Source organism: Agrococcus sp. SL85 (genome assembly GCF_026625845.1).
Lineage (GTDB): Bacteria > Actinomycetota > Actinomycetes > Actinomycetales > Microbacteriaceae > Agrococcus.
In genome coordinates this window covers 754,348-779,010 of the sequence record NZ_CP113066.1, presented here as the reverse complement: position 1 = coordinate 779,010, position 24,663 = coordinate 754,348, and the positions used below count along the sequence as shown (strand labels likewise).

Annotated in this window: 25 protein-coding genes and 2 pseudogenes; 15 read left to right on the top strand and 12 right to left on the bottom strand. The window is 73.0% G+C overall.

Translation table 11 applies throughout. From position 1 onward, the window contains the following. Positions 1-27 precede the first annotated feature (27 nt). The 5 genes from OVA14_RS03730 to OVA14_RS03710 all read left to right on the top strand — a co-directional run bounded on the left by OVA14_RS03730 (position 28) and on the right by OVA14_RS03710 (position 4,723). On the top strand, positions 28-753 hold the full coding sequence (locus OVA14_RS03730; protein ID WP_267504951.1) for a FadR/GntR family transcriptional regulator: 726 nt from the start codon (positions 28-30) through the stop codon (positions 751-753). Positions 754-818: 65 nt separating this feature from the next. Beyond that, positions 819-2,519, top strand: coding sequence for a circularly permuted type 2 ATP-grasp protein (locus OVA14_RS03725; RefSeq protein WP_267504950.1), 1,701 nt, complete (start codon positions 819-821; stop codon positions 2,517-2,519). Beyond that, positions 2,519-3,448: an alpha-E domain-containing protein gene (locus tag OVA14_RS03720; protein WP_267505481.1), complete on the top strand. Its 930-nt coding sequence runs from the start codon at positions 2,519-2,521 to the stop codon at positions 3,446-3,448. Before OVA14_RS03725 ends, OVA14_RS03720 begins: the two co-directional genes overlap by 1 nt. After that, entirely contained in the window at positions 3,445-4,290 is an 846-nt protein-coding gene (locus OVA14_RS03715) for a transglutaminase family protein (protein WP_267504949.1), read from the top strand. The genes OVA14_RS03720 and OVA14_RS03715 overlap by 4 nt, the downstream gene beginning before the upstream one ends. Before the next feature lie 151 nt (positions 4,291-4,441). Then, complete coding sequence (locus tag OVA14_RS03710) at positions 4,442-4,723, top strand: DUF2277 domain-containing protein (RefSeq protein WP_267504948.1); 282 nt, start codon at positions 4,442-4,444, stop codon at positions 4,721-4,723. Here OVA14_RS03710 and OVA14_RS03705 read toward each other — a convergent pair. The 4 genes from OVA14_RS03705 to OVA14_RS03690 all read right to left on the bottom strand — a co-directional run bounded on the left by OVA14_RS03705 (position 4,720) and on the right by OVA14_RS03690 (position 8,911). Further along, entirely contained in the window at positions 4,720-6,432 is a 1,713-nt protein-coding gene (locus tag OVA14_RS03705; protein WP_267504947.1) for a cell wall-binding repeat-containing protein, read from the bottom strand. The genes OVA14_RS03710 and OVA14_RS03705 overlap by 4 nt on opposite strands. Before the next feature lie 148 nt (positions 6,433-6,580). Continuing rightward, complete coding sequence (locus OVA14_RS03700) at positions 6,581-7,561, bottom strand: Gfo/Idh/MocA family protein (protein WP_267504946.1); 981 nt, start codon at positions 7,559-7,561, stop codon at positions 6,581-6,583. A 43-nt stretch (positions 7,562-7,604) separates the two neighbouring features. Beyond that, the gene (locus tag OVA14_RS03695) at positions 7,605-8,141 is read right to left on the bottom strand and encodes a hypothetical protein (RefSeq protein WP_267504945.1); all 537 of its coding nucleotides are present in this window, start codon (positions 8,139-8,141) and stop codon (positions 7,605-7,607) included. 239 nt (positions 8,142-8,380) lie between these two features. Continuing rightward, the gene (locus OVA14_RS03690) at positions 8,381-8,911 is read right to left on the bottom strand and encodes a hypothetical protein (protein ID WP_267504944.1); all 531 of its coding nucleotides are present in this window, start codon (positions 8,909-8,911) and stop codon (positions 8,381-8,383) included. 77 nt (positions 8,912-8,988) lie between these two features. On the opposite strand from OVA14_RS03690, the pseudogene OVA14_RS03685 reads away from it, so the two are divergent. The 9 genes and pseudogenes from OVA14_RS03685 to OVA14_RS03650 form a co-directional block, all read left to right on the top strand. After that, positions 8,989-9,855 (top strand): annotated as a pseudogene (locus OVA14_RS03685) (FUSC family protein); the annotation flags it as partial. 4 nt (positions 9,856-9,859) lie between these two features. Then, a complete protein-coding gene (locus OVA14_RS13735) occupies positions 9,860-10,039 on the top strand; it encodes an FUSC family protein (protein ID WP_420710640.1) in 180 nt (59 codons plus the stop codon). 285 nt (positions 10,040-10,324) lie between these two features. Further along, positions 10,325-11,686, top strand: coding sequence for an NAD(P)H-dependent oxidoreductase (locus OVA14_RS03680; protein ID WP_267504942.1), 1,362 nt, complete (start codon positions 10,325-10,327; stop codon positions 11,684-11,686). Positions 11,687-11,771: 85 nt separating this feature from the next. After that, complete coding sequence (locus OVA14_RS03675) at positions 11,772-12,326, top strand: TRAP transporter small permease (protein ID WP_267504941.1); 555 nt, start codon at positions 11,772-11,774, stop codon at positions 12,324-12,326. Between the two features lie 2 nt (positions 12,327-12,328). Then, a complete protein-coding gene (locus OVA14_RS03670; protein WP_267505480.1) occupies positions 12,329-13,651 on the top strand; it encodes a TRAP transporter large permease in 1,323 nt (440 codons plus the stop codon). A gap of 32 nt (positions 13,652-13,683) precedes the next feature. Continuing rightward, positions 13,684-14,697, top strand: a complete 1,014-nt coding sequence (locus OVA14_RS03665; protein ID WP_267504940.1) for a TRAP transporter substrate-binding protein — start codon at positions 13,684-13,686, stop codon at positions 14,695-14,697. Between the two features lie 162 nt (positions 14,698-14,859). Beyond that, positions 14,860-15,234, top strand: a pseudogene (locus OVA14_RS13445) (Gfo/Idh/MocA family oxidoreductase); the annotation flags it as partial. 109 nt (positions 15,235-15,343) lie between these two features. After that, complete coding sequence (locus OVA14_RS03655; RefSeq protein ID WP_324288057.1) at positions 15,344-16,207, top strand: hypothetical protein; 864 nt, start codon at positions 15,344-15,346, stop codon at positions 16,205-16,207. Continuing rightward, positions 16,204-17,106 carry an NAD(P)-dependent oxidoreductase gene (locus OVA14_RS03650; protein ID WP_267504937.1) on the top strand — a complete coding sequence of 301 codons (903 nt, stop codon included), beginning with the start codon at positions 16,204-16,206 and terminating at the stop codon, positions 17,104-17,106. The genes OVA14_RS03655 and OVA14_RS03650 overlap by 4 nt, the downstream gene beginning before the upstream one ends. 48 nt (positions 17,107-17,154) lie before the next feature. Here the strand turns inward: OVA14_RS03650 and OVA14_RS03645 are convergent, their stop codons facing one another. The 4 genes from OVA14_RS03645 to OVA14_RS03630 form a co-directional block, all read right to left on the bottom strand. Next, positions 17,155-17,853 carry a GntR family transcriptional regulator gene (locus OVA14_RS03645; RefSeq protein ID WP_267504936.1) on the bottom strand — a complete coding sequence of 233 codons (699 nt, stop codon included), beginning with the start codon at positions 17,851-17,853 and terminating at the stop codon, positions 17,155-17,157. Positions 17,854-18,028: 175 nt separating this feature from the next. Continuing rightward, positions 18,029-18,355 carry a putative quinol monooxygenase gene (locus tag OVA14_RS03640; RefSeq protein ID WP_267504935.1) on the bottom strand — a complete coding sequence of 109 codons (327 nt, stop codon included), beginning with the start codon at positions 18,353-18,355 and terminating at the stop codon, positions 18,029-18,031. Between the two features lie 102 nt (positions 18,356-18,457). Further along, entirely contained in the window at positions 18,458-19,225 is a 768-nt protein-coding gene (locus OVA14_RS03635; RefSeq protein WP_267504934.1) for an SDR family NAD(P)-dependent oxidoreductase, read from the bottom strand. Continuing rightward, complete coding sequence (locus OVA14_RS03630) at positions 19,222-20,118, bottom strand: sugar phosphate isomerase/epimerase family protein (RefSeq protein ID WP_267504933.1); 897 nt, start codon at positions 20,116-20,118, stop codon at positions 19,222-19,224. The genes OVA14_RS03635 and OVA14_RS03630 overlap by 4 nt, the downstream gene beginning before the upstream one ends. Before the next feature lie 156 nt (positions 20,119-20,274). Here OVA14_RS03630 and OVA14_RS03625 point away from each other — a divergent pair, with 156 nt between their 5' ends. Then, on the top strand, positions 20,275-20,925 hold the full coding sequence (locus OVA14_RS03625) for a GntR family transcriptional regulator (protein WP_267504932.1): 651 nt from the start codon (positions 20,275-20,277) through the stop codon (positions 20,923-20,925). A gap of 66 nt (positions 20,926-20,991) precedes the next feature. Here OVA14_RS03625 and OVA14_RS03620 read toward each other — a convergent pair whose 3' ends face one another. The 4 genes from OVA14_RS03620 to OVA14_RS03605 all read right to left on the bottom strand — a co-directional run bounded on the left by OVA14_RS03620 (position 20,992) and on the right by OVA14_RS03605 (position 24,536). Next, positions 20,992-21,987, bottom strand: a complete 996-nt coding sequence (locus OVA14_RS03620; protein ID WP_267504931.1) for a transketolase family protein — start codon at positions 21,985-21,987, stop codon at positions 20,992-20,994. Further along, entirely contained in the window at positions 21,984-22,883 is a 900-nt protein-coding gene (locus OVA14_RS03615) for a transketolase (protein WP_267504930.1), read from the bottom strand. The genes OVA14_RS03620 and OVA14_RS03615 overlap by 4 nt, the downstream gene beginning before the upstream one ends. A gap of 82 nt (positions 22,884-22,965) precedes the next feature. Then, on the bottom strand, positions 22,966-23,826 hold the full coding sequence (locus OVA14_RS03610; protein ID WP_267504929.1) for an NAD(P)-dependent oxidoreductase: 861 nt from the start codon (positions 23,824-23,826) through the stop codon (positions 22,966-22,968). Beyond that, positions 23,823-24,536 (bottom strand): FadR/GntR family transcriptional regulator, encoded by a 714-nt coding sequence (locus tag OVA14_RS03605; protein ID WP_267504928.1) that lies wholly within the window; start codon positions 24,534-24,536, stop codon positions 23,823-23,825. The genes OVA14_RS03610 and OVA14_RS03605 overlap by 4 nt, the downstream gene beginning before the upstream one ends. Positions 24,537-24,663 lie beyond the last annotated feature (127 nt).

The following is a 24,663-nucleotide window of genomic DNA, read 5'->3' as shown; positions in this document are numbered from 1 at the left end:
GATGCTGACCTTGGCTACGCTGGCGCTGTGACGGACGACGCCCTGCTCGATGCCCTGCGGCGCACGGCGGGCACCGCCACCTCGGCGAGCGGCTCCGTGGCGCAGCAGCTGCTCGCGCTGCTGCTGGGCGACGCCATGGTGCCCGGCGACCGGCTGCCCGGCGAGCGGGCGCTCGCGGAGGCGCTCGGCGTCGGCCGCTCGGCGGTCCGCGAGGCGATCGCCGCCCTCGAGGTGCTCGGGGTCGTGCAGACGCGCGCGGGCTCCGGCACCTACCTGCGCGGCGCCACCTCCGAGCTGCTGCCGCAGACGCTCTCGTGGTCGATGCTGCTCGACCATGAGCGCGTCGAGGACCTCGCGGTCGTGCGCGGCGCGCTCGAGCGCGCCGCGGCCGAGACCGCCGCCGCGCGGGTGCAGGACGCCGACGCGGCGCGGCTGCGCGCGCTCGTCGAGCTGCAGCGCTCCGCGGTCGGATCGGCGGCCTACGTCGAGCACGACGTCGCCTTCCACCAGCACGTCGCGGCGATGGGCGGCAACCGCATCCTCGCCGAGCTGCTCTCGACCTCGCGCTCGCTCCTGCGGGTCTGGTTCGACAACGCCGTCGACGACCCCGCCGACATCGAGGCCGCGATCCGCGAGCACGCCGCGGTCGCCGAGGCGATCGCCGCGGGCGACCCGGTCGCCGCCGAGCGCGCGATGGCCGCGCACATGGCCACGGCCTCCGCGCGGATCATCCGCGCCGCCGATCGCCGCTGACGCTGCCCCGCGCACCTGGGAGCGCCGTCACGAGCCGGAAACAGGCCGCCGACTAGGCTCGCGACATGGGCGATCTGTTCGACGACTACGACAAGCCCTTCGCGAACCCGCGCAAGCGCACCGGCACCGCGTGGGACGAGATGTTCGAGGCGAAGGGCGTGGCGCGCAAGCCGTACGCGGCGATCCACGAGGCCCTGTCCGAGCTGACGAAGGACGACCTCCGGGCGCGCTCCGACGCGCTCGCCACCTCCTACCTCGCGCAGGGCGTCACCTTCGACTTCGCGGGCGAGGAGCGGCCCTTCCCGCTCGACGCCGTGCCGCGCATCATCACCGCCGAGGACTGGCGGCACGTGGAGTCGGGCGTGCAGCAGCGCGTGCGCGCGCTCGAGGCGTTCCTGGCCGACATGTACGGGCCGCAGCGCGCCGTCGAGGACGGCATCATCCCCGCGAAGCTCATCTCCTCCTCGAACCACTTCCACCGCCAGGCGGCCGGCATCACGGGTGCGAACGGCGTGCGCATCCACGTCTCGGGCATCGACCTCATCCGCGACCAGGAGGGGGAGTGGCGGGTGCTCGAGGACAACGTGCGCGTGCCCTCCGGCGTCTCCTACGTGATCTCCAACCGCCGCGTCATCGCCCAGACGCTGCCCGAGATGTTCGCCTCGATGCGCGTGCGCCCCGTGGGCGACTACTGCGACAAGCTGCTCCACGCGCTGCGCGCCGCCGCGCCCGCGGGCGTCGACGACCCGCGCGTCGTCGTGCTCACGCCCGGCGTCTACAACTCCGCCTACTTCGAGCACACGCTGCTCGCGCGCCTCATGGGCGTCGAGCTCGTGGAGGGCCGCGACCTGTTCACGAGCGGCGGCCGCGTCTACATGCGCACGACCGAGGGGCCGGCGCGCGTCGACGTCATCTACCGCCGCGTCGACGACGACTTCCTCGACCCGCTGCAGTTCCGGGCCGACTCGATGCTCGGCAGCCCCGGCCTCATGCTCGCGGCGCGCCTCGGCAACGTCACGATCGCGAACGCCGTCGGCAACGGCATCGCCGACGACAAGCTCGTCTACACCTACGTGCCCGAGCTCATCCGCTACTACCTGTCCGAGGAGCCGATCCTCAAGAACGTCGACACGTGGCGGCTCGAGGAGCCCGGCCAGCTCGAGGAGGTCATCGACCGACTGCACGAGCTGGTCGTGAAGCCCGTCGACGGCTCGGGCGGCAAGGGCCTCGTCGTGGGCCCCGACGCCACGCAGGAGGAGCTCGATGCGCTCAAGCAGCGGCTGCTCGACGACCCGCGCGGCTGGATCGCGCAGCCCGTCGTGCAGCTCTCGACCATCCCGACGCTCGTCGAGGACGGCATGCGCCCCCGCCACGTCGACCTGCGCCCCTTCGCCGTCAACGACGGCAACACCGTGTGGGTGCTGCCGGGCGGCCTCACGCGCGTCGCCCTGCCGGAGGGCCAGCTGGTCGTCAACTCGTCGCAGGGCGGCGGGTCGAAGGACACCTGGGTGCTCGCGGATCCGCGCGAGCAGCTGCCGGTCGTCGACCACGACGCCGAGTTCGGCGCCTCGGGCGAGCCGATCACGCGCTCGATGCCCATCGTTCCGGTCGCCGACCACCCGCAGGACCAGTCGCCGCAGGACGGCCCGCGAGGGCAGTCCGAGCAGCAGCAGCAGGCCGCGTCCGCCGGTCGCCGAGGCCGCGCCGCAGGCGCTGCCGGCACGAGACCCGCCGCAGCGATCCGAGAGGACGGAGACCCCGCATGATGCTCTCCCGCATCGCCGAGAGCCTGTTCTGGATCGGCCGCTACATCGAGCGGGCCGACGGCACCGCCCGCATCCTCGACGTCTACCTGCAGCTCCTGCTCGAGGACGTCGCGGTCGACGAGGACACCGCCTGCCGCGCGCTCCTCGGCGTCATGGGCCATGACGCCCCGCCGGAGCGGAAGCTGACGCGCGTCGACGTCGTCAACTCCCTCGCGACCGACCGCTCGCAGCCCGCGTCGATCGCCTACTCGGTGAACGCCGCGCGCGAGAACGCGCGCCGGGCCCGCGAGATCATCTCGACCGAGCTGTGGGAGGTGCTCAACACCACCTACGCCAACATGCCGCGCCGCGTCGCCACCGAGCAGGTCTCCGGCATGTTCAGCTGGGTGCGCGAGCGCTCGGCGCTGGCCACGGGCATCTCCGACTCCACCGCGAGCCGCGACGACGCGTGGAGCTTCTTCACGCTCGGCCGCTCCATCGAGCGCGCCGACATGGTGGCGCGCCTCCTCGCCACGCGCACGCTCACCGAGGCCACGGGCCCCTCCTGGACCACGATCCTCCGCTCGGTGGGTGCCTACGAGGCGTACCTGCGCACCTACCGCGGCGTGCCCTCGTCGACGAACGCGGCCGAGTTCCTGCTGCTCGACCGCCTCTTCCCCCGCTCGATCCTGTTCTCGGTGCTCTCGGCCGAGCAGTGCCTGCGCGACATCGAGCCGCGCCAGGAGCGCGTCGGCTACGTCGACTCGGCGCAGCGGATGCTGGGGCAGATCCGCGCGCAGCTGGAGTTCCGGCCCATCCAGGAGATCATCGAGGACCTGCCCGCGGTGATGGATCGCGTGCAGACGACGACGACCGCGGTGTCGAACGCGGTGCGGGAGCGCTACTTCCCCACCCACAACATGCCCGCCTGGACGAGGGAGGCATCGTGAGCCGCATCCGCATCCGCCACACCACCGGCTACCGCTACGAGCAGCCGGCGATGGCCTCCTACAACGAGTCGCGCATGCTGCCGTCGACCTCCGACGGCCAGTTCGTCATCTACTCCAACCTCGACATCCGCCCCAACACATCGGTCAACACGTACGAGGACTACTGGGGCACGAAGGTCGTCTCGTTCGACGTGCTGCAGCCGCACACCGAGCTGCAGCTGACCGCCACGAGCCTCGTCGAGGTGCGGCCGCGCCTCACGGGCGGCCACGACCTCACGTGGGAGCAGCTGGGCAAGGTGTCGCAGCGCGCCTCGCAGTACGTGGAGCAGCTCGCGCAGACGCCGCGCACGCGCCCCACCGCCGACCTCGTGGCGGCGGCGCGCGAGGTGGCCGACGCCGCGGCGACGCCCGGCGAGGCGGCGGCGCGGATCGCGCGGATGGTGGGCGAGCAGATGGAGTACATGTCGGGCGTCACGCACGTGCACACGCTCGCCTCCGAGGCCTGGCCCAACCGCAAGGGCGTCTGCCAGGACATCGCGCACATCACGATCGGCGCGCTGCGCGCCGTCGGCATCCCCGCGCGCTACGTCTCGGGCTACCTGCACCCGAAGCCGAACGCGCAGATCGGCGAGACGATCCGCGGCGAGTCGCACGCGTGGGTCGAGTGGTTCACGGGCGAGTGGTCGGCGTGGGACCCGACGAACCTCATCGACATCGGCGAGCGCCACGTGAAGGTGGGCCTCGGGCGCGACTACAACGACGTGCCGCCGCTGCGCGGCGTCTACGCGGGCGCGGGCAAGAGCCAGCTCTTCGTGTCGGTGGAGATCACGAAGGAGAGCTGAGGCGGGGCGGCGTCCGCCGCCCCGGTTCGTCCTCTCGCGGAGCCTCCGTTGGTCGAGGAGGCCGCGCCGGAGGCGCTGCCGTCACGAGGCCCCGCCGGGCCCGGCCGTCCAGCCCTGGCGGGCCGCGCCGCCCCGCCCTAGCCTGACCGGCATGTGCAGGAACATCACCGAGCTGCGGGGTCTGGAGCCGGCCGCGACCGACGACGAGGTCGAGGCGGCCGCCCGGCAGTACGTGCGCAAGGTCTCGGGCATCACGCATCCCACCGATCGCACGCGCGAGGCGTTCGAGCGGGCCGTCGCCGAGATCGCGCACAGCACCGAGCACCTGCTGGCGGCGCTCCCCGAGCGGCGGCAGCCGCCCAGCACGGTGCCGCCCCTCCGGCGCCCGGAGGTGCGGGCGCGGCTCGCCGCGCGGGCGGCCGCCGTGTCCTAGCGCAGCTGGAGCGCCCAGCCGTCGTCCGGGGCGCCGTCCTGCACGATCTGCAGGACCATCGGCTCCTGCAGCAGCGCGACCGACCGAGATTCACCCGGCCGGGCCTGCAGGGTCGGGCCGAGGCCAGACCAGAAGCCGATCTGGCGCACCGTGAGGTGCGAGCCGCGGGGCTCGTTCACGAGTGTGCGCCCCCAGTCGCCGCCGACCAGGCCGACGTGCGAGTCGGTGCCGTGGAAACCGCCGCTGTACGCGTAGCGCAGGTCCTGCGCCAGGATCGTCCACGGCCCCTCGGCGTCGATCTCGAGCCACTCCGGGGCGTAGGCCATGTCGATCGGTGCGATCAGGCCGCTGCCGTCGAACGCATCGCCGGTGTCGGCGACGACGATCTCGGTCAGATCGGTCCGGCTGCTGTGCGCGGTCACCGTGAAGTCGCCGGAGCCGACCATCGCGTGCGTCGCTCGAAGCACGCCCCAGTATGCGTTTGCGGGTAGCTGCACCTCGTGGTGGCCGGCGCCGCCGGAGAGCGTGCCGCCTCGGAAGGTGCCGAGCATCTGGCCGGCCCGGCGCTGCAGCCAGCCGGTGTCGGGTGCCGTCTCGACGGGCTGGAGCTGCGGCATCGACGGGTCAGGCCCGTGCTGCGACCGGTAGGCGCTGCCGTCACACAGCCGCATCCGGAGTGCCGACTCCGCGATCCAGAACTTCGTGCCGATGCCGACGATGCGATCGACCTGGAGGCGGTCCAGCTGCTCGGGGACCGCGGTGTGGTCGTGACAGGCCCGGCCGGAGAGGAGCATCACCGAGTCCTGCCGCGCCGCGAGCACCGATGCGCCGACGGTGTCCCCGTGGCCGTTGCCGGCGATGAGGTAGCCCTGGCGGGCGCTGATGCCCGGCACGAAGCGATCGATCAGCGCGGCATTCGTCGCGTAGCGATCGGGGCCCGCGAGCCGATCCATGCCGATGTGGCCGGGCAGGACCGCGTCGAGCGCGGCGAAGTACGACTGCGGCAGCACGCTGCCAGCCCCGACGAAGTAGACCGCTCGTGCGCGCCGGAGCTCCGGCAGGACCCGCTGCGCCCATGCCGCCGGGTCTCCCATCGCGGGCACGATCGCGCCGCCGATGCGGGCGGCGACGTTGCCCGCGGCCAGGCCGTCGGAATAGCCGTTCCGGCCGATGACGAAGACCTCGTCGAGCACCCCGCCGCTGTTGCGGATGTTGAACATGAGGCGGAGCGCTGAGTCGACCCGGTCGCCCGCGTTCGAGCCCACGCGGTAGATCTTGACGTTCGGCAGGATCCGCCGGACGTCCGCCCACAGCCGGTCCGACAGCACGGCGCGGCTGCCGACGATGTTGATGAACCTCGGCTGCAGCTCGCGCAGCCGCTGCTCGATCGCGGGGGGCACGGAGTCGCGGCGCACCATCAGCAGGTGCGCCCCCGCGGCGTTGGCGGCGGGTGGGGCGGCGAGCGCGTCGCCGCCGGCCTCGCCGCTCGTGAGATAGACGCTGGTCGACGGCGCCTGCTGGCGCGACATCAGCGCGCTGGTCTCGTAGAGGTCCTTCCCGCCGATCCAGCTGGGGGTGCCCCCGAAGGAGGCCTCCGCGGGGGCCGCAGGGGCGGCGACCAGCAGGCCCGCCGCGGTCGCGATCGCCGCGGCGCCGGCGAAGAGGGAGCGGAGGGCGCGGCGTGCGCGGGCAGGGGGCGTCGACAGCATCGGTGGCACTCTCGGGACAGACCCGGATGCGCTGGAGGACGACCGTCGGCCGGGCCCGTCGTGCTGTCGTCGAGGTGAGCGTACCTCGGCAAATCCTCCGCACGGGAACCGACCGGAGATCGTGTCCGTTCCGTGACGCTGCCGCGTCCTAGGCGGGTTCGCCGAGCGCGGCCCGCACGTCGTCGAGCAGCCGCATGATGGCGACGCTCTCGTCGAGCGGCATGAGCGGGCTCTCGGTTTCGCCCGCCGCGACCGCCCGCTCCACCTCGCGCGCCTGCAGCTGCATGCCGCGGCCGTCGGGCCGCGCCTCGTAGCGCTCGGCGACGGCATCCCGGTCGCTCGCGCGGCGACGCGTGAACGACGTCCACGTGTAGAAGGCCGGGTCGAGCTCGATCGCGCCCTCGGTGCCGACCACCACGGCGCGGTTCGAGCCGAGCGAGGTCATCGAGAACGTGCTCGTGGAGATGCGGCCGGCCCCGTGCTCGAGCACGACGCTCGCGCGGTGGTCGACGCCGTTCGCGTCGACGACGCCGCTCGCCTGGATGGCGGTGGCGGGGCCCAGCAGGTGGTGCGCGAGCGAGAGGTTGTAGACGCCGAGGTCGAGCAGCGCGCCGCCGCCGAGCGAGGGCTCGATGAGGCGGCTGCCGGGCGAGAGGTCGAGCACCTGCGAGTGGTCGGAGACGAGGCCGATCACCTCGCCGAGGTCGCCCGCGGCGATCCGCGCGCGCACGGCCGCCATCGTGGGCAGGAAGCGCGTCCACATCGCCTCCATCGCGAACGCGCCGGCGGCGCGGGCGGCGTCGGCGAGCGCCTGCGCATCGTCGCCGGAGGTGGTGAAGGCCTTCTCGACGAGCAGGTGCTTGCCGCCGTCGAGCGCGATCCGGGCGTGCTCGAGGTGGTGGGAGTGGGGCGTGGCGACGTAGACGACGTCGACGTCGGGGTCGGCGGCGAGCGACTCGTAGGAGCCGTGGGCCGTGGGGATGCCGTGCTCGTCCGCGAAGGCGCGGGCCCGGTCGCCGTCGCGGCTCGCGACCGCGGCGAGCCGCATGCCGTCGTGCGCGAGGTCGCGCGCGAAGGCGCCGGCGATGCGTCCGGCGCCGAGGATGCCCCATCCGAGCCTGTCCGTCATGGCACGACCCTACGCCGCGCGGCGAGCGCCGGCGGCGTCGGGTTTAGCCGCAGCCGGGCGCGGTCGGGTGCGCGCGGCAGTCGCCGTCGGTGAGCACGGTGTCGACCTCGAACACCTTCACCTCGATCGGCGGGGCCTGCACCGGCAGGCTCCCCGGCACGGGGAACCAGCCGCCGCCGGCGTCGACCTCGGCGGTGAAGGTGACCGTGAGGGTCGCGGTCGCGTCCTCGCGGTCGGCGTAGGTGTGGCTCGTGGAGGTCTCGGTCCACTGCTCCTCGGTGCCCTGCCAGGCGCGCCCGGAGGCCTCCGTGGTCTCGACGGTGCCGTCGCCGTAGTCGAAGGCGTAGGAGGTGGGGGTCCAGCGCACCGAGACCGGGGCGCCGAAGAGGTCGCCCTGCATCGTGTGCGACTCGGCCGTCGCGTAGAAGTTCGTGGGCGTGCCGACGACGCCCCAGCCGTCGGGCTCGACGACGAGCTCGCCGACGATCGGCTCGAACGAGGCGAGGTCCTCGATGGTGATGGGGTCGGTGCCGTCGACAGGAGGAGGTTGGCGGCGGTCGACGACGATGATGTCGCACATCGAGGGCGACAAAGCTGGATCGAGATCAGCGACGCACGACGCTCGCCTGTCGGCCAAGTACTGCTCCCAAAGCGCATCCCAGTCGATGTCGCTATCGGCAATGTCAGCGGCGGGTTGAGTTCCGTCCAAGAGGCGCTCGCCCGCGACTTCGAGGTGGTCCTCGTCGAAGAAGCCTGCGTTTCCGTCTTCACCTGCGCCAGATCCGAAGAGCGCTACCGAAGCGAGGAGCACCGTGGCGATCAATCGCATGGGTTCAACTCCGGTGGGCCCTCGAACTCCTGCTCTTGAGTGACGAGGGTGGCTCCATCAACTCTTGCGAAAGTCACCGACCTCGCGATCGTCGTCCTCGGCTCGCCGGTTTCGATCTCCCTGCCCTCATCGCCGACAACGCGTTCATCCGAGACGTCGATGCAGACGGCCGCCCTAGCGGACTGTGCTGCTTGATCGAACTCGAAGGCGCTTGTCCGACGATTCCCCTCAACTCGGATGCGCCGATCAGCGGCGCGCTGCATGTTCTCGAGTTGATCTTGCGCCAGGTCTGAGCCAGCCACCGTCAGGAGGTCCTCGAGTTCCGCTGACTCGGGCTGAGCACCGAGTTCGGAAAGTCGTTGCTGGTAGACCTCCCAAGCCGCCCGGGCGTCCTCCTCCGAGACGGACGGCTCCGCCGTCGGCGGCGGCGTCGTCTCGGCGGGCGGCTCGGGCGTGCAGCCGGCCAGCAGCGCGCCTGCGATCGCTGCGAGGGCGAGGGCTGCGGGGGTGGTTCGGCGCATGCGGGCAGAGTAATCGACGGGGTGCGACCCGGTCGGGCGCCCTCCACAGCCCTGTGCGCGCGGGAGGATGGAGGCGCATGACCGAGCCCGCCGCATCCCACCCCCGCGATCGTCGCTCCCGCATCGGCGGGGTGCTGCGCGACGCGGGCCGCGAGCTCGTGCGCTTCCACCCCTCGGTCGGCGACTGGCGCGTGGCCGCCCGGGCGGGCCTCGCGATGCTGCTGGTGCTCGGCGGGCTCGCGCTCGCGGGGCGCCTCGACCTCGGCCTCTACGCGAGCTTCGGCATCTTCGCATCGCTCTACGGCGGCCGGCTGCCGAGCGCAGGCCGCTGGCGCATCCAGGTGCGGCATGGGCTCCTGCTCACGGGCGCCGTGGTGCTGGGCGCCGCGGTCGGGACGAGTGACGCGAGGGCGTGGCTCGCGATCCCCGTCGTGACGGCGGTGGCGGCGCTCGGGTCCTGGCTCTCGGACCGCCAGGGGTGGTCGCCCCCGGGAGCGCTGTTCCCCGTGTTCGCGGTGGGCGCGAGCGCGACGGTGCCCGGCGACTGGCCCGGTGTCGGCGTGGCAGCGCTCGTCGCCGCGGGCGCCGCGACGCTCTCGGTGCTCCTCGGCGTGCTCGAGCAGGCCCTGCTGCCCGCCGCGCACCAGCCGCGCAGCCGGCCACGACCGGCGGGCATCGGCCGGCACGCGGCCACGACCGCGATCGCGGTGGCGCTCGCGGGCGCCATCGCGACGGCCGCGCAGATCGGGCACCCCTACTGGGCGATGCTCGCCGCCGTCGTGCCCTTCGTGGGGCGCGGCGTGGCCGTGCAGCTCGCGCGCGGCGCCCACCGCATCCTCGGCACGTGCCTCGGCATCGTCGTCGCCGCGCTCCTGCTGCTGCTCGAGCTGCCGCCGCTCGGCGTCGTGCTCGCGGTCGTGCTGCTGCAGGCGGCCGCCGAGGCTCGTCGTGGTGCGCAACTACGGCCTCGCGCTGGTGGCCGTGACGCCGCTCGCGCTCGTGCTCGTGCACGCCTCGAGCCCCGAGCCCGTGCCGCAGCTGCTCGCCGACCGCGTGCTCGAGACCCTCATCGGCGTCGCGGTCGCCGTCGCGGTCGCCGCCGCCTCCCGAGCCGTCCGCCCGCGCTGACCCGGCCCTCCGCCTCGCCGCTGTCCGCGCCGCCCCGCCGAAGCTGATCCGACCCGCTGCCGCACGCCGCGACCCCATGCGGTGAGTGGCGACTCCTGGCGTCGAGTGGCGCCGAACGGCTGGATCTCGCCGCCAATCCCAGCCGATCGGCGCCACTCACCGCCGAACGGCGCCACTCGACGACAGGGAGGACGCGCGAACGGAGGTTGACGCGAGCGCTGTGAGGTTTTACTGTCAACAATCAAACACGGCGCTTCGGCGCATCGGCTGCGAAGGAGCAGACCCTTGAACCTCTACACGCTGCTGCAGCGACGGAACGCCGAGTCCGGCCCCATCCGGGTGGGCGTCATCGGTGCCGGCAAGTTCGCCTCGATGTTCCTCACGCAGGCCTCGGTCACGCCCGAGCTCCACGTCGTGGGCGTCGCCGACATCGACGTGCCGAAGGCGAAGGATGCGCTCGCCCGCACCGGCTGGGATGCCGACCGCGTCGCCGCCGCGACGCTCGACGAGGCCGCCCGCACGGGCCTCACCGCCGTGATCGACGACTCGATGGCGCTCATCCGTCACCCCGCGGTCGAGGTGATCCTGGAGGTCACGGGCAACCCGATCGTCGGCACCGACCACGCCGTCGCCGCGATCGACCACGGCAAGCACGTGATCATGGTCAACGTCGAGGCCGACTGCATGGTGGGCCCGCTGCTGCAGCGCCGCGCCGCCGCCGCGGGCGTCGTCTACTCGATGGCCTACGGCGACCAGCCGGCCCTCATCTCCGAGCTCGTCGACTGGTGCCGCACCGTCGGCTTCGACGTCGTCGCGGCGGGCAAGGGCACGAAGTACCTGCCCGAGTACCACTACTCGACGCCCGACACCGTGTGGGACCACTACGGCTTCAGCGACGAGCAGCTCGCGAGCGGCGACTTCAACCCCAAGATGTTCAACTCGTTCCTCGACGGCACGAAGTCGGCGATCGAGATGGCGGCCGTCGCCAACGGCACGGGCCTCGAGCCGCAGCTCGACGGCCTGGCGTTCCCCGCCGCCGGCGTCGACGACCTCCCGCACGTGTTCCGCGAGCGCAGCGTCGGCGGCTCGCTCGACCGCCGCGGCACCGTCGAGATCGCCTCGAGCCTGCACCGCGACGGCAGCGAGGTGGAGCGGGACCTCCGCTGGGGCGTCTACGTCACCTTCGAGGCCAGGACCGACTACGCGGTGCAGTGCTTCGCCGAGTACGGCGTCAAGACCGACGAGACGGGCCGCTACGGCTCGCTCTTCCGGCCGTACCACATGATCGGCCTCGAGCTCGGGGTCTCGATCGCGAGCGCGGTGCTGCGCGGCGAGGCCACCGGAGCCCCCACGGGCTTCCGCGGCGACGTCGTCACGACCGCCAAGCGCGACCTGCGGGCCGGCGAGACGCTCGACGGGGAGGGCGGCTTCACCGTCTTCGGGAAGCTGCGCCCCGCCTCCTACTCGCTCGAGCACGGCGCGCTGCCGCTGGGCCTCGCGCACGGCGCCAAGCTCGTGCGCGACGTCCCCAAGGACCGCTCGGTCACGTGGGCGGACGTCGACGCCGACGAGACCCTCGCGGCCGTCAAGGTGCGCCGCGAGCTCGAGGCGGAGTTCCGCGCCGAGCACGGCATCACGACTCCGTAACAGCGCGCGTTCGACTGTTGACAGTCGACCGAACCCACTGCTTCACTCGATCCCGGCACCGCCACCCATTCGCAAAGGAGCGAACATGCCACGACTGGTCGATCGCATCATGTCGATGCTCGACGTCATCGTCCAATGGCTCTGCGTGGCCTTCCTCGCGCTCATCGTGATCTCGGTCTCGTGGCAGGTGCTCGCCCGCTACGTCACCCGCGAGAGCTCGTCGTGGACCACCGAGGTCGCCTCGCTCGCCTTCGTCTGGCTCGCGATGCTCGCCATCGCGCTCGGCGTCCGCCAGGGCCGGCACATGGTGCTCGACATCTGGGAGTACCTGCCCCAGCGGCGGTGGCTGCGCATCGCGGTCACGACCGTCGCCAGCGCCCTCGTGCTCTTCACGCTCGCGGTCCTGGTGCTCTACGGCATCGAGGCCCTGCCCAGCGCGCTCCGCCGCAACATGCCGGGGATCGACCTGCCGTTCGGCCTCATCTCCCTCGCCGTGCCCGTCGGCTGCGGCATCTCGGCGCTCTTCGCGATCGAGGCCTGGTGGAGGCTCGTGCGCAACCCCGACCCCGAGGTGGATCCGCTCCCCTCGCGCGTCCTGTTCCAGTCCGAGGAGGACACGATGGTGAAGGGAGAGATGTGACCATGGGTCCTCTGCTGCTCGGCAACTTCCTCGGAGGCATGCTCCTCCGCGTCCCGATCGGGTTCGCGCTCGCGCTCGCGTCGATCATCACGCTCTGGCTCGTCACCGACACCCCGCTGACGATCGGCGCGCAGCGCATCGTCGCCGGCATCACGCCGTTCGCGCTCCTCGCGATCCCGCTGTTCATCCTCGCCGGCGGCATCATGAACGCCGGCGGCATCACGAAGCGGCTGCTCGGCCTCGCCGACGCGATCGTCGGCGGGATGCGCGGTGGCCTCGCGCAGACGAACGTGCTCTCGGCGCTCTTCTTCGGCGGCATCTCGGGCTCGGCCGTCGCCGACATCTCGAGCCTCGGCCGCATCCTCATCCCCGCGATGAAGGCGCGCGACTACAAGGCCGCGTACACGGCGGCGGTCACGGCCGCGGCGCCGATCGTGGCGCCCATCATGCCGCCGTCGATCACGATGATCGTCTACGGCGTCGTCTCCGGCACGTCGATCGGCGCGCTCTTCTTCGCCGGCATCGTCCCCGCCATCCTCTACATCGCGATGGTCATGGTCACCGTCCACCTCACCGTGCGGAAGCAGGGCTTCACCGAGGAGGCGTTCGCGAAGGCGCCCGACCCCAAGCTGGTCGGCGTCACCCCCAAGGAGGAGCGCCCGAAGCTGGGCAAGGCCGTCGTCGCGGCGCTCCCCGCCCTGCTGCTGCCGCTCGTGATCCTCGCGGGCATCCGGTTCGGCTGGTTCACGCCGACCGAGGCCGCTGCCGTCGCCGTCGTCTACGCACTGGTGGTGGGCCTGTTCGTCTACCGCGAGCTCACCTGGAAGAAGCTCGTCACCGCCTTCGCCGAGTCGGCGCTCATGGTCGGCCTCATCATGCTCGTCCTCGCGGCGGCGCAGCTCTACTCCTGGGCGCTCACGTCCGGAGGCGTGCCGCAGGCGGCCGCCGAGGCGATCTTCGGCTTCACCGACAACCTGGTCGTGCTGCTCATCCTCGTCAACATCATGCTGCTCATCGCGGGCATGTTCATCGAGGCCAACGCGGCGCTCATCATCATCACGCCCATCCTGCTGCCGGTGCTCACGGCGGCGGGCGTCGACCCCGTGCACCTCGGCATCATCATCGTCGTCAACCTCGGCATCGGCCTCATCACCCCGCCCGTCGGCATCGCGCTGATGCTCTCGGCCGAGATCTCGAAGGTGAAGTTCCTCTCCGCGATCCGCGCCGCGTGGCCGTTCCTGCTGACCGGCCTCATCTACATGCTCCTCATCACCTACATCCCGCAGATCTCCCTCTGGCTGCCGTCCGTGCTGCTCGGCGAGTGACGCACCACCTCCACCACCCCGAAAGGAACCCCATGCGCACCACCAAGCTCATCGCCGGCGCGGGCATCGTCGCCCTCGCCCTCGCGGGCTGCTCGTCCGGCGGCGCCGACCCCGCTGCCAGCGGCGGCGGCGAGGACGACGGCCAGCCGATCACCCTCGTGCTCGGCCACGCCGGCTCCACCACCGACCCGCGCCAGTGGGCCGCGGAGCAGTTCGCCGAGCGGATCGAGGAGGCCACCGACGGCCAGGTGACGGTCGAGATCCACTCCGACTCCACGCTCGGCACGTGGGAGGAGATGATCGACGGCCTGCAGATCGACTCCGTCGACATCGTCATCGAGTCGATGCTCTCGGTCGAGGCGTACACCGATCTCGCGTCCGTCGAGACCGCGCCGTTCCTCTACGAGGACGACGAGCAGTTCTTCGAGGTGTGGGAGGGCGAGCTCGGCGCCGAGATCAAGACGGCTGTCACCGAGGCATCGGGCTACGCGCTGCTCGGCAACATGTACCGCGGCGCCCGCCAGCTCACGACGAAAGAGCCGGTGACCCAGCTGAGCGACCTCCAGGGCCTCACGATCCGCACGCCCAGCGCGCAGACGATGCTCGACACCTGGAACGCGCTCGGCGCGCGCGCCGAGGCGCTGCCGTTCAACGAGGTGTACTCGGCGCTCGAGTCGGGCGTGCTCGACGGCCAGGAGAACCCGCTCGACGCGATCCTCTTCAACTCGATCCACGAGGTCGCGCCGAACATCGGCGAGACGAGCCACATGTTCGCGAACTACCACTTCATCATGTGGGACGACGCGCTGCAGGGCCTGCCCGAGGACGTCCGCACCGCGATCACCGAGGTCGCCGACGAGGTCGGCCAGGAGTACACCCAGAACACGGTGACGAACACCGAGGACTACCGCGCCCAGCTCGAGGAGGGCGGCGCCGTCTTCACCGAGATCACCGACCGCGACGCCTGGATCGAGGCGACCACGCCCGTCGTCGAGGGCCTGCCGGACCAGGTGCAGACCTGGGTCGAGCAGATCCGCGCGATGTGACCCGTGGCGGGGCCCCGACCTCGGGGCCCCGCCACCACCACGGGCCGACCGGCCCGCCCTCCCGCAGCGCCGCACCGAGCACCCAGGCGGTGCGGCGCGACCCGTCGCGCCCGCGCGATCCCACCGACCCCTCCATCGACCCACCCAGGGAAGCAGGCACCCATGAACCTCCACGAGCTGCTCCAGGAGCGGGAGGCCGCAGGCCGTCCGATCCGCGTCGGCCTCATCGGCTCCGGCCGCTTCGGCACCATGTACCTCTCGCAGGCCCGCAACATCCCGGGCGTCCGGGTGGCCGCGATCGCCGACATCAACACCGCCCGCGCGCGCGAGTCCCTCGCCCGCGTCGGCTGGCCCGAGGACGCGATCGTCGACTCGGTCGACGCGCTCAGCGAGGGGAGGACGGCCGTCATCGCCGACGCGATGGACCTCTTCCGCACCGACATCGACGTCATCGTCGAGGCCACGGGCAACCCCATCGTCGGCATCAAGCACGCCCTCGCCGCCATCGACTCCGGCAAGCACGTGATGATGGTCACGGTCGAGGCCGACGCCCTCGCCGGCCCCGCGCTCGCCGCGCGCGCCAAGGCCGCGGGCGTCGTCTACTCCATGGCGTTCGGCGACCAGCCCGCGCTCATCTGGGAGCCTCATCGACTGGGCCCGCACCTCCGGCTTCGACGTCGTCTGCGCGGGCAAGGGCGCCAAGTACCTGCCCGGCTACCACCAGATGAACCCCGACAACGTCTGGGACCACTGGGAGTTCTCGGACGAGCTGAAGCAGTCGGGGCAGCTGAACCCCAACATGCACACGTCCTTCCGCGACGGCACGAAGGCCGCGATCGAGATGGCTGCGGTCGCGAACGCCGCGGGCCTCGTGCCCGGCGACGCGGGCCTCACGTTCACGCCCGGCAACCTTGAGGAGATCGCGACGGTCTGCAGGCCCGAGTCGGCGGGCGGCGTGCTGCCCCACGAGGGCACCGTCGACGTCATGTCGAGCTACACGCGCGAGGGCGACTGGATCCCCCACAACACGCAGGAGGGCGTCTTCGTCGTGGTGAAGGCCACGAACGAGTACGTCGCGAGCTGCTTCCAGGAGTACCCGTGGCACCCGGACCCGAGCGGGCAGTACGCGGCGCTCTACCGGCCGTACCACTACGTCGGGCTCGAGCTCAACGTCTCGATCGCCAACGCGGTGCTGCGCGGCGTCGCCACGGGCACGGCCGTGGGCTTCACGGCCGACGTCGTCGCGACGGCGAAGACCGACCTGGCCGCGGGCTCGACGCTCGACGGCGAGGGAGGCTTCGCGGTCTACGGCAAGCTCGTCTCGGCCCGCACCTCGGTCGCCGAGGGCTACCTGCCCGTCGCGCTCGCGCACCATGTGCCGCTGAAGCGCGCGATCGCCCAGGGCGAGAGCGTGCGCTGGGACGACGTGGAGGTCGACGACTCGCTCGCGCAGGCCATCGAGCTGCGCCGCGAGACCGAGGCGCTCGCGGCGGCTGCACTCGCGCGGTGAGCGGCGTGCCGGCCCGCTCGCTGAGCCTCCTGGGGCTCGGCGCGATGGGGATGCCGATGGCGCGGCTGATCGCCGCGGCCGGCCCGCTCGCGGTGTGGAACCGCACGCCGGAGAAGGCTGAGGCGCTGCGCTCGGAGGCGGGCGCGGTCGTCGCCGCGACCCCCGCGGACGCCGCGTGCGACGTCGTGCTGACCGTGCTGCCCGACCTCGCGCAGGTGCGCGAGGTGCTCGAGGGCCCCGAGGGGCTGCTGGCGGGCTGGCGCGAGCGCGCGGGCGCGCCGACGCTCGTCGTGTGCGGCACGGTCTCGCCCGTGGCGCTGCGTGCCCTCGCCGCCGAGCTGGAGGGGCGCGTCGACGTGGTCGACGCGCCCCTCTCCGGCGGCGTGCTCGGCGCCGCCGAGGGCCGGCTGTCGGTCATGGTCGGCGGGAGCGAGGCGCAGGCCGCTCTCGTGGCCGAGGTGCTCGCGCCGTGCGCGAGCCGCGTCACGCGCATGGGGCCGACGGGCGCGGGCGCCACGGCGAAGCTCTGCAACCAGCTCGTGGTCGCCGAGACGGTCACGGCGCTCTCGGAGGCCTTCGCGCTCGCCCGGTCCGCCGGCATCGATCCGACCGCGCTCGCCGACGCGCTCGGCGCAGGCCTCGCCGCCAGCGAGGTGCTGCGGCAGAAGCGGCACCACTGGATCGCGGAGGCCTTCGAGCCCGGCGGCACGATCGACTACCAGGTGAAGGACCTCCGCTACGCGCAGGAGGCGGCCGCTGCCGGCGGCCTGCGCCTGCCCGCGGGCGAGACGGCGCTCGCGCTCTTCGAGGCCGCGGCCGACGCGGGCGACGGCGGGCTCGACCACACGGGCGTCTACCGCACGATCGCGGGTGGCGGCGCGACCGACCGCTCGCGCTGACGGCGCGCCCCGCCTGCGGCATCGCGGCGCCTCAGGCGCCGCAGCGGCTCAGGCGCCGGCGGAGGCCTCGAGCCGCGCCGTGATGAGGTCGCGCGCGGTCGTCGTGTGCTCCCGCAGCACCGTGCGGGCCCGCTCGCCGTCGCCCGATGCGATCGCCTCGACGATCGGCTGGTGGCGCGCGGCCGACATGTTCACGACCGCGGTGTCGTGGCCGGCCGCGGTGATGACGGCTCGCGCGAGGCCGGAGACGCGCCGCCACGAGCTCACGAGGGTCTCGTTGCCGCTCGCGGCGCAGATGGCCTCGTGGAAGGCGAGGTCGGCCTCGACCTGCTCGGGGATCGTGCCCTGCTCGCTCGCCTCGAGCCGGGCGAGCGCCCCTTCGAGCTCTCGGACCACCGCGGGCAGGTCCTCGCGCGCGCAGACCACCTCGGCCGCGAGCGACTCGAGCGCGAAGCGCACGTCGAAGATGTCGCGGACCTCCTCGAGCGTGACGACGCGCACCGACAGCCGGCCCCGCGCGTCCTTCGTGAGCAGGCCCTCCTCCTCCAGGTGCCGGAGCGCCTCGCGCAGCGTGCCGCGCGAGACCCCGAGCGAGGCGCTCAGCTCGGTCTCGGCGAGGTGGGTGCCGGCGGGCAGCTCGCCCCCCGTCACCGCTTCGCGGAGGCGGTCGAGGATCAGCTCGCGGCGCGTCACGCGCTCGATCGAGCCGAGGGCCTGGAACTGCGCGTCGAGGGCCACGGCGGTCACCGGACGCCCCGGGCGGCGTGCCCGAGGGGTCGGCCGAGCGGTGCGGGGTGCTGGGTCATCGATGCTCCTGCGGTCGACGGTGACGGACGGCGACGGGCGCCGGGGGAGCCGCCGGGGTGCCGTCAGTGTAGTGAGTCGGACTGTTGACAGCCAGCGTCTCGGCGGATGCGGCGAGTCAGGCGGCGACGGCGCCCTTGTGCGGGTCGCCGATCGGGATGGGCGTGAGGCGGATGACCTCGACGGGGGCGACGAGCAGCCCGTCGAGCGCGGCGTTGAGGTCGGCGACCGGCTCGCCCGCGCCGTGCGCGTCGAGCAGCGCGGCGGAGTCCCAGTGCTCGACCATCCAGATGACGCCGCCGGGAGCCTCTTGGATCGCGTAGAGGTTGCAGCCCGCCTCCTCGTGCACGCGCGGGATGGCGCGCTCGAGCGCCGCGAGCACCTGCTCGCGCGCGCCCTCGGCAGGGCGGAAGACGGCGATGACGACCAGGGGCTCGTCGGGCATGGGGCTCCTCGGGTTCGGGGCTCTGGCTGGCGGTTCGGGGGATGGGCGGCGCCCCGTCCGTGTCGCGGGGGTCGGGGCGCCGGGTCCGGGGGTCGTGCGGGCCTAGTGCAGGTGGCTCGCGCCGTTGATGTCGATGTTCGTGCCCTGCAGGTAGGAGGCGTCCTCGCTCGAGAGGAAGGCGAACACCGCGGCGATCTCATCGGTCGAGGCGACGCGGCCGAGGGGGATGTCGGCGGCGAGCCTCGCCTCCGACTCGGGGGTCGAGCCGACGCGGATGTTCGTGTCGACCGCGCCGGGCGTCACCGAGTTGATCGTGACGCCCGAGGAGGCGATCTCGCGCGCGAGCGCCTTCGTGAAGCCGAGGATGGCAGCCTTGGCGGCCGAGTAGGGCACCTTGCCGAAGACGCCGCCGCCGCGCTGGGCGGAGACGGACGACATCGTCACGATGCGGCCCCAGCCGGCCTCGAGCATCGCGGGCAGGAACGCCTTCGTGACGAGGTAGGTGCCGGTGGCGTTCACCGCCATGACCGTGTTCCAGAGGGCGAGGTCGGTCTCGAGGAACGGCACGGGGGAGGTGATGCCGGCGATGTTCGCGAGGCCGCCGACGACGGGCAGGCGGCCTGCCTCGACCTCGGCGTGCACCGCGGCCGCGGCGGCGGCGACGGCGGCCTCGTCGGCCACGTCGACCGCGAAGCCGAAGTGCGGCACGCCGTGGCGCTCGCCGATCTCGGCCGCGACGGCAGCGGCGCGCTCGCCGTCGAGGTCCAGGACGACGACGGCCCAGCCGTCGCGCGCGTAGCGGTCGGCGACGGCCATGCCGATGCCGCGCTCGGAGGTGGCGCCGGTGACGATGGCGGTGCGCTGGGTCATGGGTGCTCCTGTGGGGTCAGCGAGCTGCGGCTGCCGCGAGCTCGGGGGCGATGCGGTCCGCGGCGTCGCGGATCGCGTCGAGGCGCGCTGCGCGCGCTGGGTCGGTCATGGGGCCGGTGGCGTCGTCGACGTAGGCGCGCGAGGGCAGGCTCGAGCGCGTACGCGCCCGCGAAGCCGCGCGCCTCGAGCGCGGCGATCGCGGCGCCGAAGTCGACGGCGCCCTCGCCGATGGCGCGGCTGAAGTCGCCGGGCACGGCGTCGCGCAGGTGCACGTGCGCGATGCGGTCGCCCCAGCCGACGATGAGGTCGAGCAGGTCGTCGCCCGCGGCGGTGACGTGCGCGACGTCGAGGATCGGCCGCACGGCGGTGCCCGCGAGCCGGCGGTGCAGGGCCTCGGCCCGCGCCCGGCTCCAGCCGAAGCGCAGGAAGTGCAGCGACTCCACCCAGAGCGCGACGCCGTGCTCGAGCGCCGCCCTGCCGGCCTCGCGCAGCCAGTCGCCGACGAGGTCGAGGTCCTCGGCCTCGGTGCGGAGCGGCTCGTGGCCGAGCGCGCCGCAGGGCAGCACGAGGGCCTCGGCGCCCACGGCGGCCGTGAGGCGCAGGAGGCGGTCGAGGTGCGAGCGACGCGCCTCGGCGTCGGCGGCGGGATCGTTGAGGTCGCCGATGTCGCCGTTGACGCTGCGCACCCGCAGCCCGCTCGCGCGGACGGTCGCGGCGACGCTCGCGATGGCCGACTCGTCGAGGTCGAAGGGCACGTGGTCGCAGACCCCGGGGAGCGCGCCGAGGTCGATCTCGGCGAAGCCGAGCGAGGCGATCGCCGTGAGCGCGTCCTCGAGCGCGAGGTGCTGGAACGAGATGGTGGAGCAGCCGAGTCGCTCGGGGATCTGCGCCATCGTCGGCCCTCCTGTCGCCGTCGGCCGTCGTCGGCGACGATGCGACGGTACCGCGTCCTACTGTTGACAGTCAACCAGAGGACACGATTCTGGATCGATCGTCCGCTCTCCGCCGCCTCCGCCGTAGGATCGAGCTCGACGATCGGAGGAGCTCGGATGCTGCCGCCCATGGCCGAGCTCGGCCGCACGAGCCTGCGGGAGCAGGCGCTCGCCTCGCTCCGCGGCGCGATCTCCGCGGGCGCGCTCGCGCCCGGCACGCGCATGGTCGAGTCCGACCTCTCCGGTCGGCTGGGCATCAGCCGCGGCACCCTGCGCGAGGCGATGCGGCAGCTGCAGCAGGAGGGCCTGCTGGAGGCCGATGCGCGCGGCCGGCTCAGCGTCCGCTCGCTCGACGCGGACGAGATCGTCGACATCTTCCGGGTGCGCGGTGCGCTCGAGGCGCTCGCGGTGCGGCTCGTCGCCGGCGCGGCCGACCGCGAGGCGGCGCTCGCGCCGGTCCGGGCGGCGCTCGTCGCGATGGCCGAGCCGCCCCAGGACAGCATCGCCGAGCGCTTCGAGGCCGATCTCTCCTTCCACCGCGCCCTGGTGGCGGCGGCGGGCAACGCGACGCTGCTGCACCAGTGGGGTCAGCTGGAGGGGTCGATCCGGATGTCGATCATGTTCGCCGGCGTCGAGCACGCCCTGCGCAACATGAGCGTCGACCGGCACCGCGAGCTCGTCGTGGCGATCGAGGGCGGTGATCCCGACGCCGCCGAGCGCGCGCTCCACGCGCACATGGCCGAGGCGACGGCGAACCTCGTCGGCTGAGGCCGACGCACGAGCGGGGGTGGAGCGCATCGCGCGCTCCGCCCCCGCTCGTCGTCCCGGGTGCGCTCAGCCGAGCTCGGCGAGCACCGTCTGCACGATGCGGTCCTTCGAGATGCCGTAGCGCTCGTGGAGCGTCGGCAGCGCGCCGGCGTCGAGGAACGCGTCCGGCAGGCCGATCGGCACGATGCGCTTCGCCACGCCCGTCCGCGCCGCCGCCTCGGCGACCGCCGAGAACAGGCCGCCGACCACGGTGTGGTTCTCGAGCGTCACCGCGAGGCGCGGGGTGTCGAGCTCGCGCAGCACGGTCTCGGCGTCGAAGGGCTTGATGGTGGGGGAGTGCACGACCGCCACGTCGACCCTGTGGGCCGCGAGGGCCTCCGCAGCCTGCAGTGCGCGCATCGTCATGAGGCCCGACGAGATGAGCACGACGTCGGCGCCGCCGCGCAGCACCGTCGCCCTGCCGAGCTCGAAGGCGTAGTCGTACTCGTCGAGCACGAGCGGCACCGTGCCGCGCAGGAGCCGCAGGTACGTGGGGCCCTCGTGGGCGGCGAGCTGCGGCACGGCCTGCTCGATGTCGAGCGCGTCGCACGGATCGACGATCGTGAGGTTCGGCATGCCGCGGAAGATCGCCATGTCCTCCGTCGCCTGGTGGCTGGGGCCGTAGCCCGTCGTGAGGCCCGGGAGGCCGCCCACGACGTTGACGTTGAGGTTCGGCTCGGCGATGTCGAGGCAGATGAAGTCGTACGCACGGCGCGCGGCGAAGACCGAGTAGGTCGACGCGAACGGCACGAGGCCCGTCTCCGCCATGCCGGCGGCGGCGCCGAACAGCAGCTGCTCGCTCATGCCCATCTGGAAGAAGCGCCCGGGGTGCTGCTGCGCGAAGCGGTGCATGTCGGTGTACTTGCCGAGGTCGGCGGTGAGGCCCACGACGCGCTGGTCGGTCTCGGCGAGCGCCGCGAGGGCGGTGCCGAAGGGTGCCGTCTGGGTGCGCTGGTCGGCGTCGGCGATCGACGCGATCATCGCGCTCGTGCTCGCGCGCTTGGCGGGTGCTGCGGTGCTCATCGTGCGTCCTCCTCGCCTGCGGTGAGCTGGTCGCGGCAGATCTGCCACTCGTGCTCCTCGATGCGCATGAAGTGCGCCTTCTCCCGCTCCTCCAGCAGCGGCACGCCGCGGCCGACCTTCGTGTCGCAGATGATCACCTGCGGCTGGCCCTCGGGCGCGCGATCGGCCTCCAGGGCGTCGAAGGCGTCGAGCAGGGCGCCCGCGTCGTTGCCGTCGACGCGGATGGCCCTCCACCCGAACGCCCGCCACTTCTCCTCGACGGGCTCGATGCGCAGCACGTCGGCGGTGGGGCCGTCGGCCTGCAGCGCGTTCATGTCGACGAGCGCCGTGAGGCTGCCGAGGCGGTGGTGGGCGGCGCCCATGGCGGCCTCCCACGTCGACCCCTCGTCGAGCTCGCCGTCGGAGAGGAAGTTGATGACGCGCTGCTCGCCGCGGCCCTGCAGTCGCAGGCCCAGCGCCATGCCGACCGCGACCGTGAGGCCGTGGCCGAGCGAGCCGCCCGAGATCTCCATGCCGGGCGTGTACGAGGCCATGCCCGACATCGGCAGGCGCGAGTCGTCGCCGGCGTAGGTCAGCAGCTCCTCCACGGGCACGATGCCCGCCTCGGCGATCGCCGCGTAGCAGCCGATCGCGTAGTGGCCGGTCGAGAGCAGGAAGCGGTCGCGGCCCTCCCAGTGCGGGTCGGCCGGGTCGAAGCGCAGCTGGTCGGCGTACACGGCCGCGAGCATGTCGGCGGCGCCGAGCGCCTGGCCGACGTAGCCCTGGCCCTGCACCTCGCCCATGTCGATCGCGTGGTGGCGGGCGCGGTAGGCGGCCTCCTGCACGGCGCGGATGCGCTCGTCGCGGGTGCGGCCCTCCTTGCCCGCGATGCGGGCGGTCGTGTCGGTGACGGTCATGCGCGTGCCGCTCCGGCCGGGGCGGCGCGGCGCCGCTCGTCGATGGGTCGGTGGAGCATGGTGCCTCCTCGGCCAGGGTCGGTCAGCGCTGGTAGGTCTCGATGACGCGGCTGTCGTCGCGACGCTCGAGCCCCGCCTCCGCCGCCTGCAGGTAGCGGGCGCGCGCGGCCGCGAGCACGGGCACCTCGGCGCCGACGGCGGCGGCGGAGTCGGCCACGAGGCCCGAGTCCTTCACGAAGATGCCGATGGTGCTCGTGACGGGGGCATCGGTGCCGAGCAGCATGCGTGGGCCGCGGTCGGCGAGCATCCACGAGCCCGCGGCACCGCCGCCCACGAGGTCGAGCACGGCGGCCTTGTCGAGGCCGAGCGACTCGCCGAGCGCGAGCGCCTCGGCCGCGGCGACGATGTGCACCGAGCACAGATGCTGGTTGACGACCTTGATCGCCTGGCCCTGGCCGAGCTCGCCGCCGACCGTGCGGACGGTGCCGAGCGGCGCGAGCACGTCGGCCACAGAGGCGACCTCGGCATCGACGCCGGAGGCGAAGATGATGAGCTCGCCCGTCGTGGCGCGGGCGACGCCGCCCGTGACGGGCGCGTCGACGACCGCGGCGCCCGCCTGCCGCAGCGCCGCGCCCGCCCGGGTCACCGCATCCGGGCCGACGGTCGACATGACGATCCAGGTGCGGCCCGCGACGACGCCCGCGGCCAGCGCCTCGGCCACGAGCGCGTCGAGCTGGTCCGGCGTGGCGACCATGACGACGACGGTGCCCTCGGCGGGCGCCTCGGCGATCGAGCGGACGGCGGCGATGCCGGCGGCCGCCGCGCGCTCGCGGGCGGCCTCGAAGGGGTCGACGCCGGTGACGGCGAAGCCTGCCGCGGCGATGCGCTGCGACATCGGCGTGCCGATGGCGCCGAGGCCGATGAAGACGACGGGAGCGGTCATGCGGTGCCCTCCTGGGCGGTCTCGAGGGTGATGAGCGAGTGCACCTCGAAGTGGCGGCGGATGGCGTCGCGCGCCGCGTCGGGGTCGTTCGCCGCGATCGCGTCGACGATCGGGTAGTGGACGGTGTCGGTGTCGACCGGGCCCTCGTGCTCCGCGCCGAGGGCGGCGATCACGGCCGCGCGCCGCTCGTGCATGTGCTGCGCGAGCGCGTGGGCGAGGCCCGTGTGCACCATCGTGAAGACGGGGTTGTCGATGATGCGGAAGAGCTCGGCGTGGAACGCGAGGTCGGCCTCTGCCGCGGCGTCGTGCTCGCCGGCCGCGGTGCACTGCACCATCTCGTCCACGAACGCGCGGAGGCGCTCGGCGTCGGCGGCGCTCGCACGGCGGGCGGCCTGCACGGCCACGACCGTCTCGAGCATCTCGCGCGCCTCGGCGATCTCGGCGGCGTCGAGGAACCCGAGCGCGCGCATGGTGGAGAAGTAGGTGCGGATCACGTCGGGGCCGGGCGCCTGCAGGTAGGAGCCGTGGCCCTGCCTGCGCGAGAGCACGCCGATCGACTCGAGCTGCGAGAGGCGCTCGCGCAGGGTGCCGCGCGAGACCTCGAGCCGGATGCAGAGCTCGCGCTCGGGCGCGAGGCGGCGGCCGCCGTCGGGCTCGGGGGTCGAGAGGTCGATGAGCTGGATCGCGAACGCCTCGAGCGTCTCGTGCATGGCTGCCCCCTCTCGCCGTCGAGCGCGGCCGGACCAGATTGGTTCGACCAATCCGAGACGGTACGCCCGCCTGCGCGGTGCTGTCAAGATTGGTTCGACCAATCGCGGGAGGCAGTCTCGCGGATGC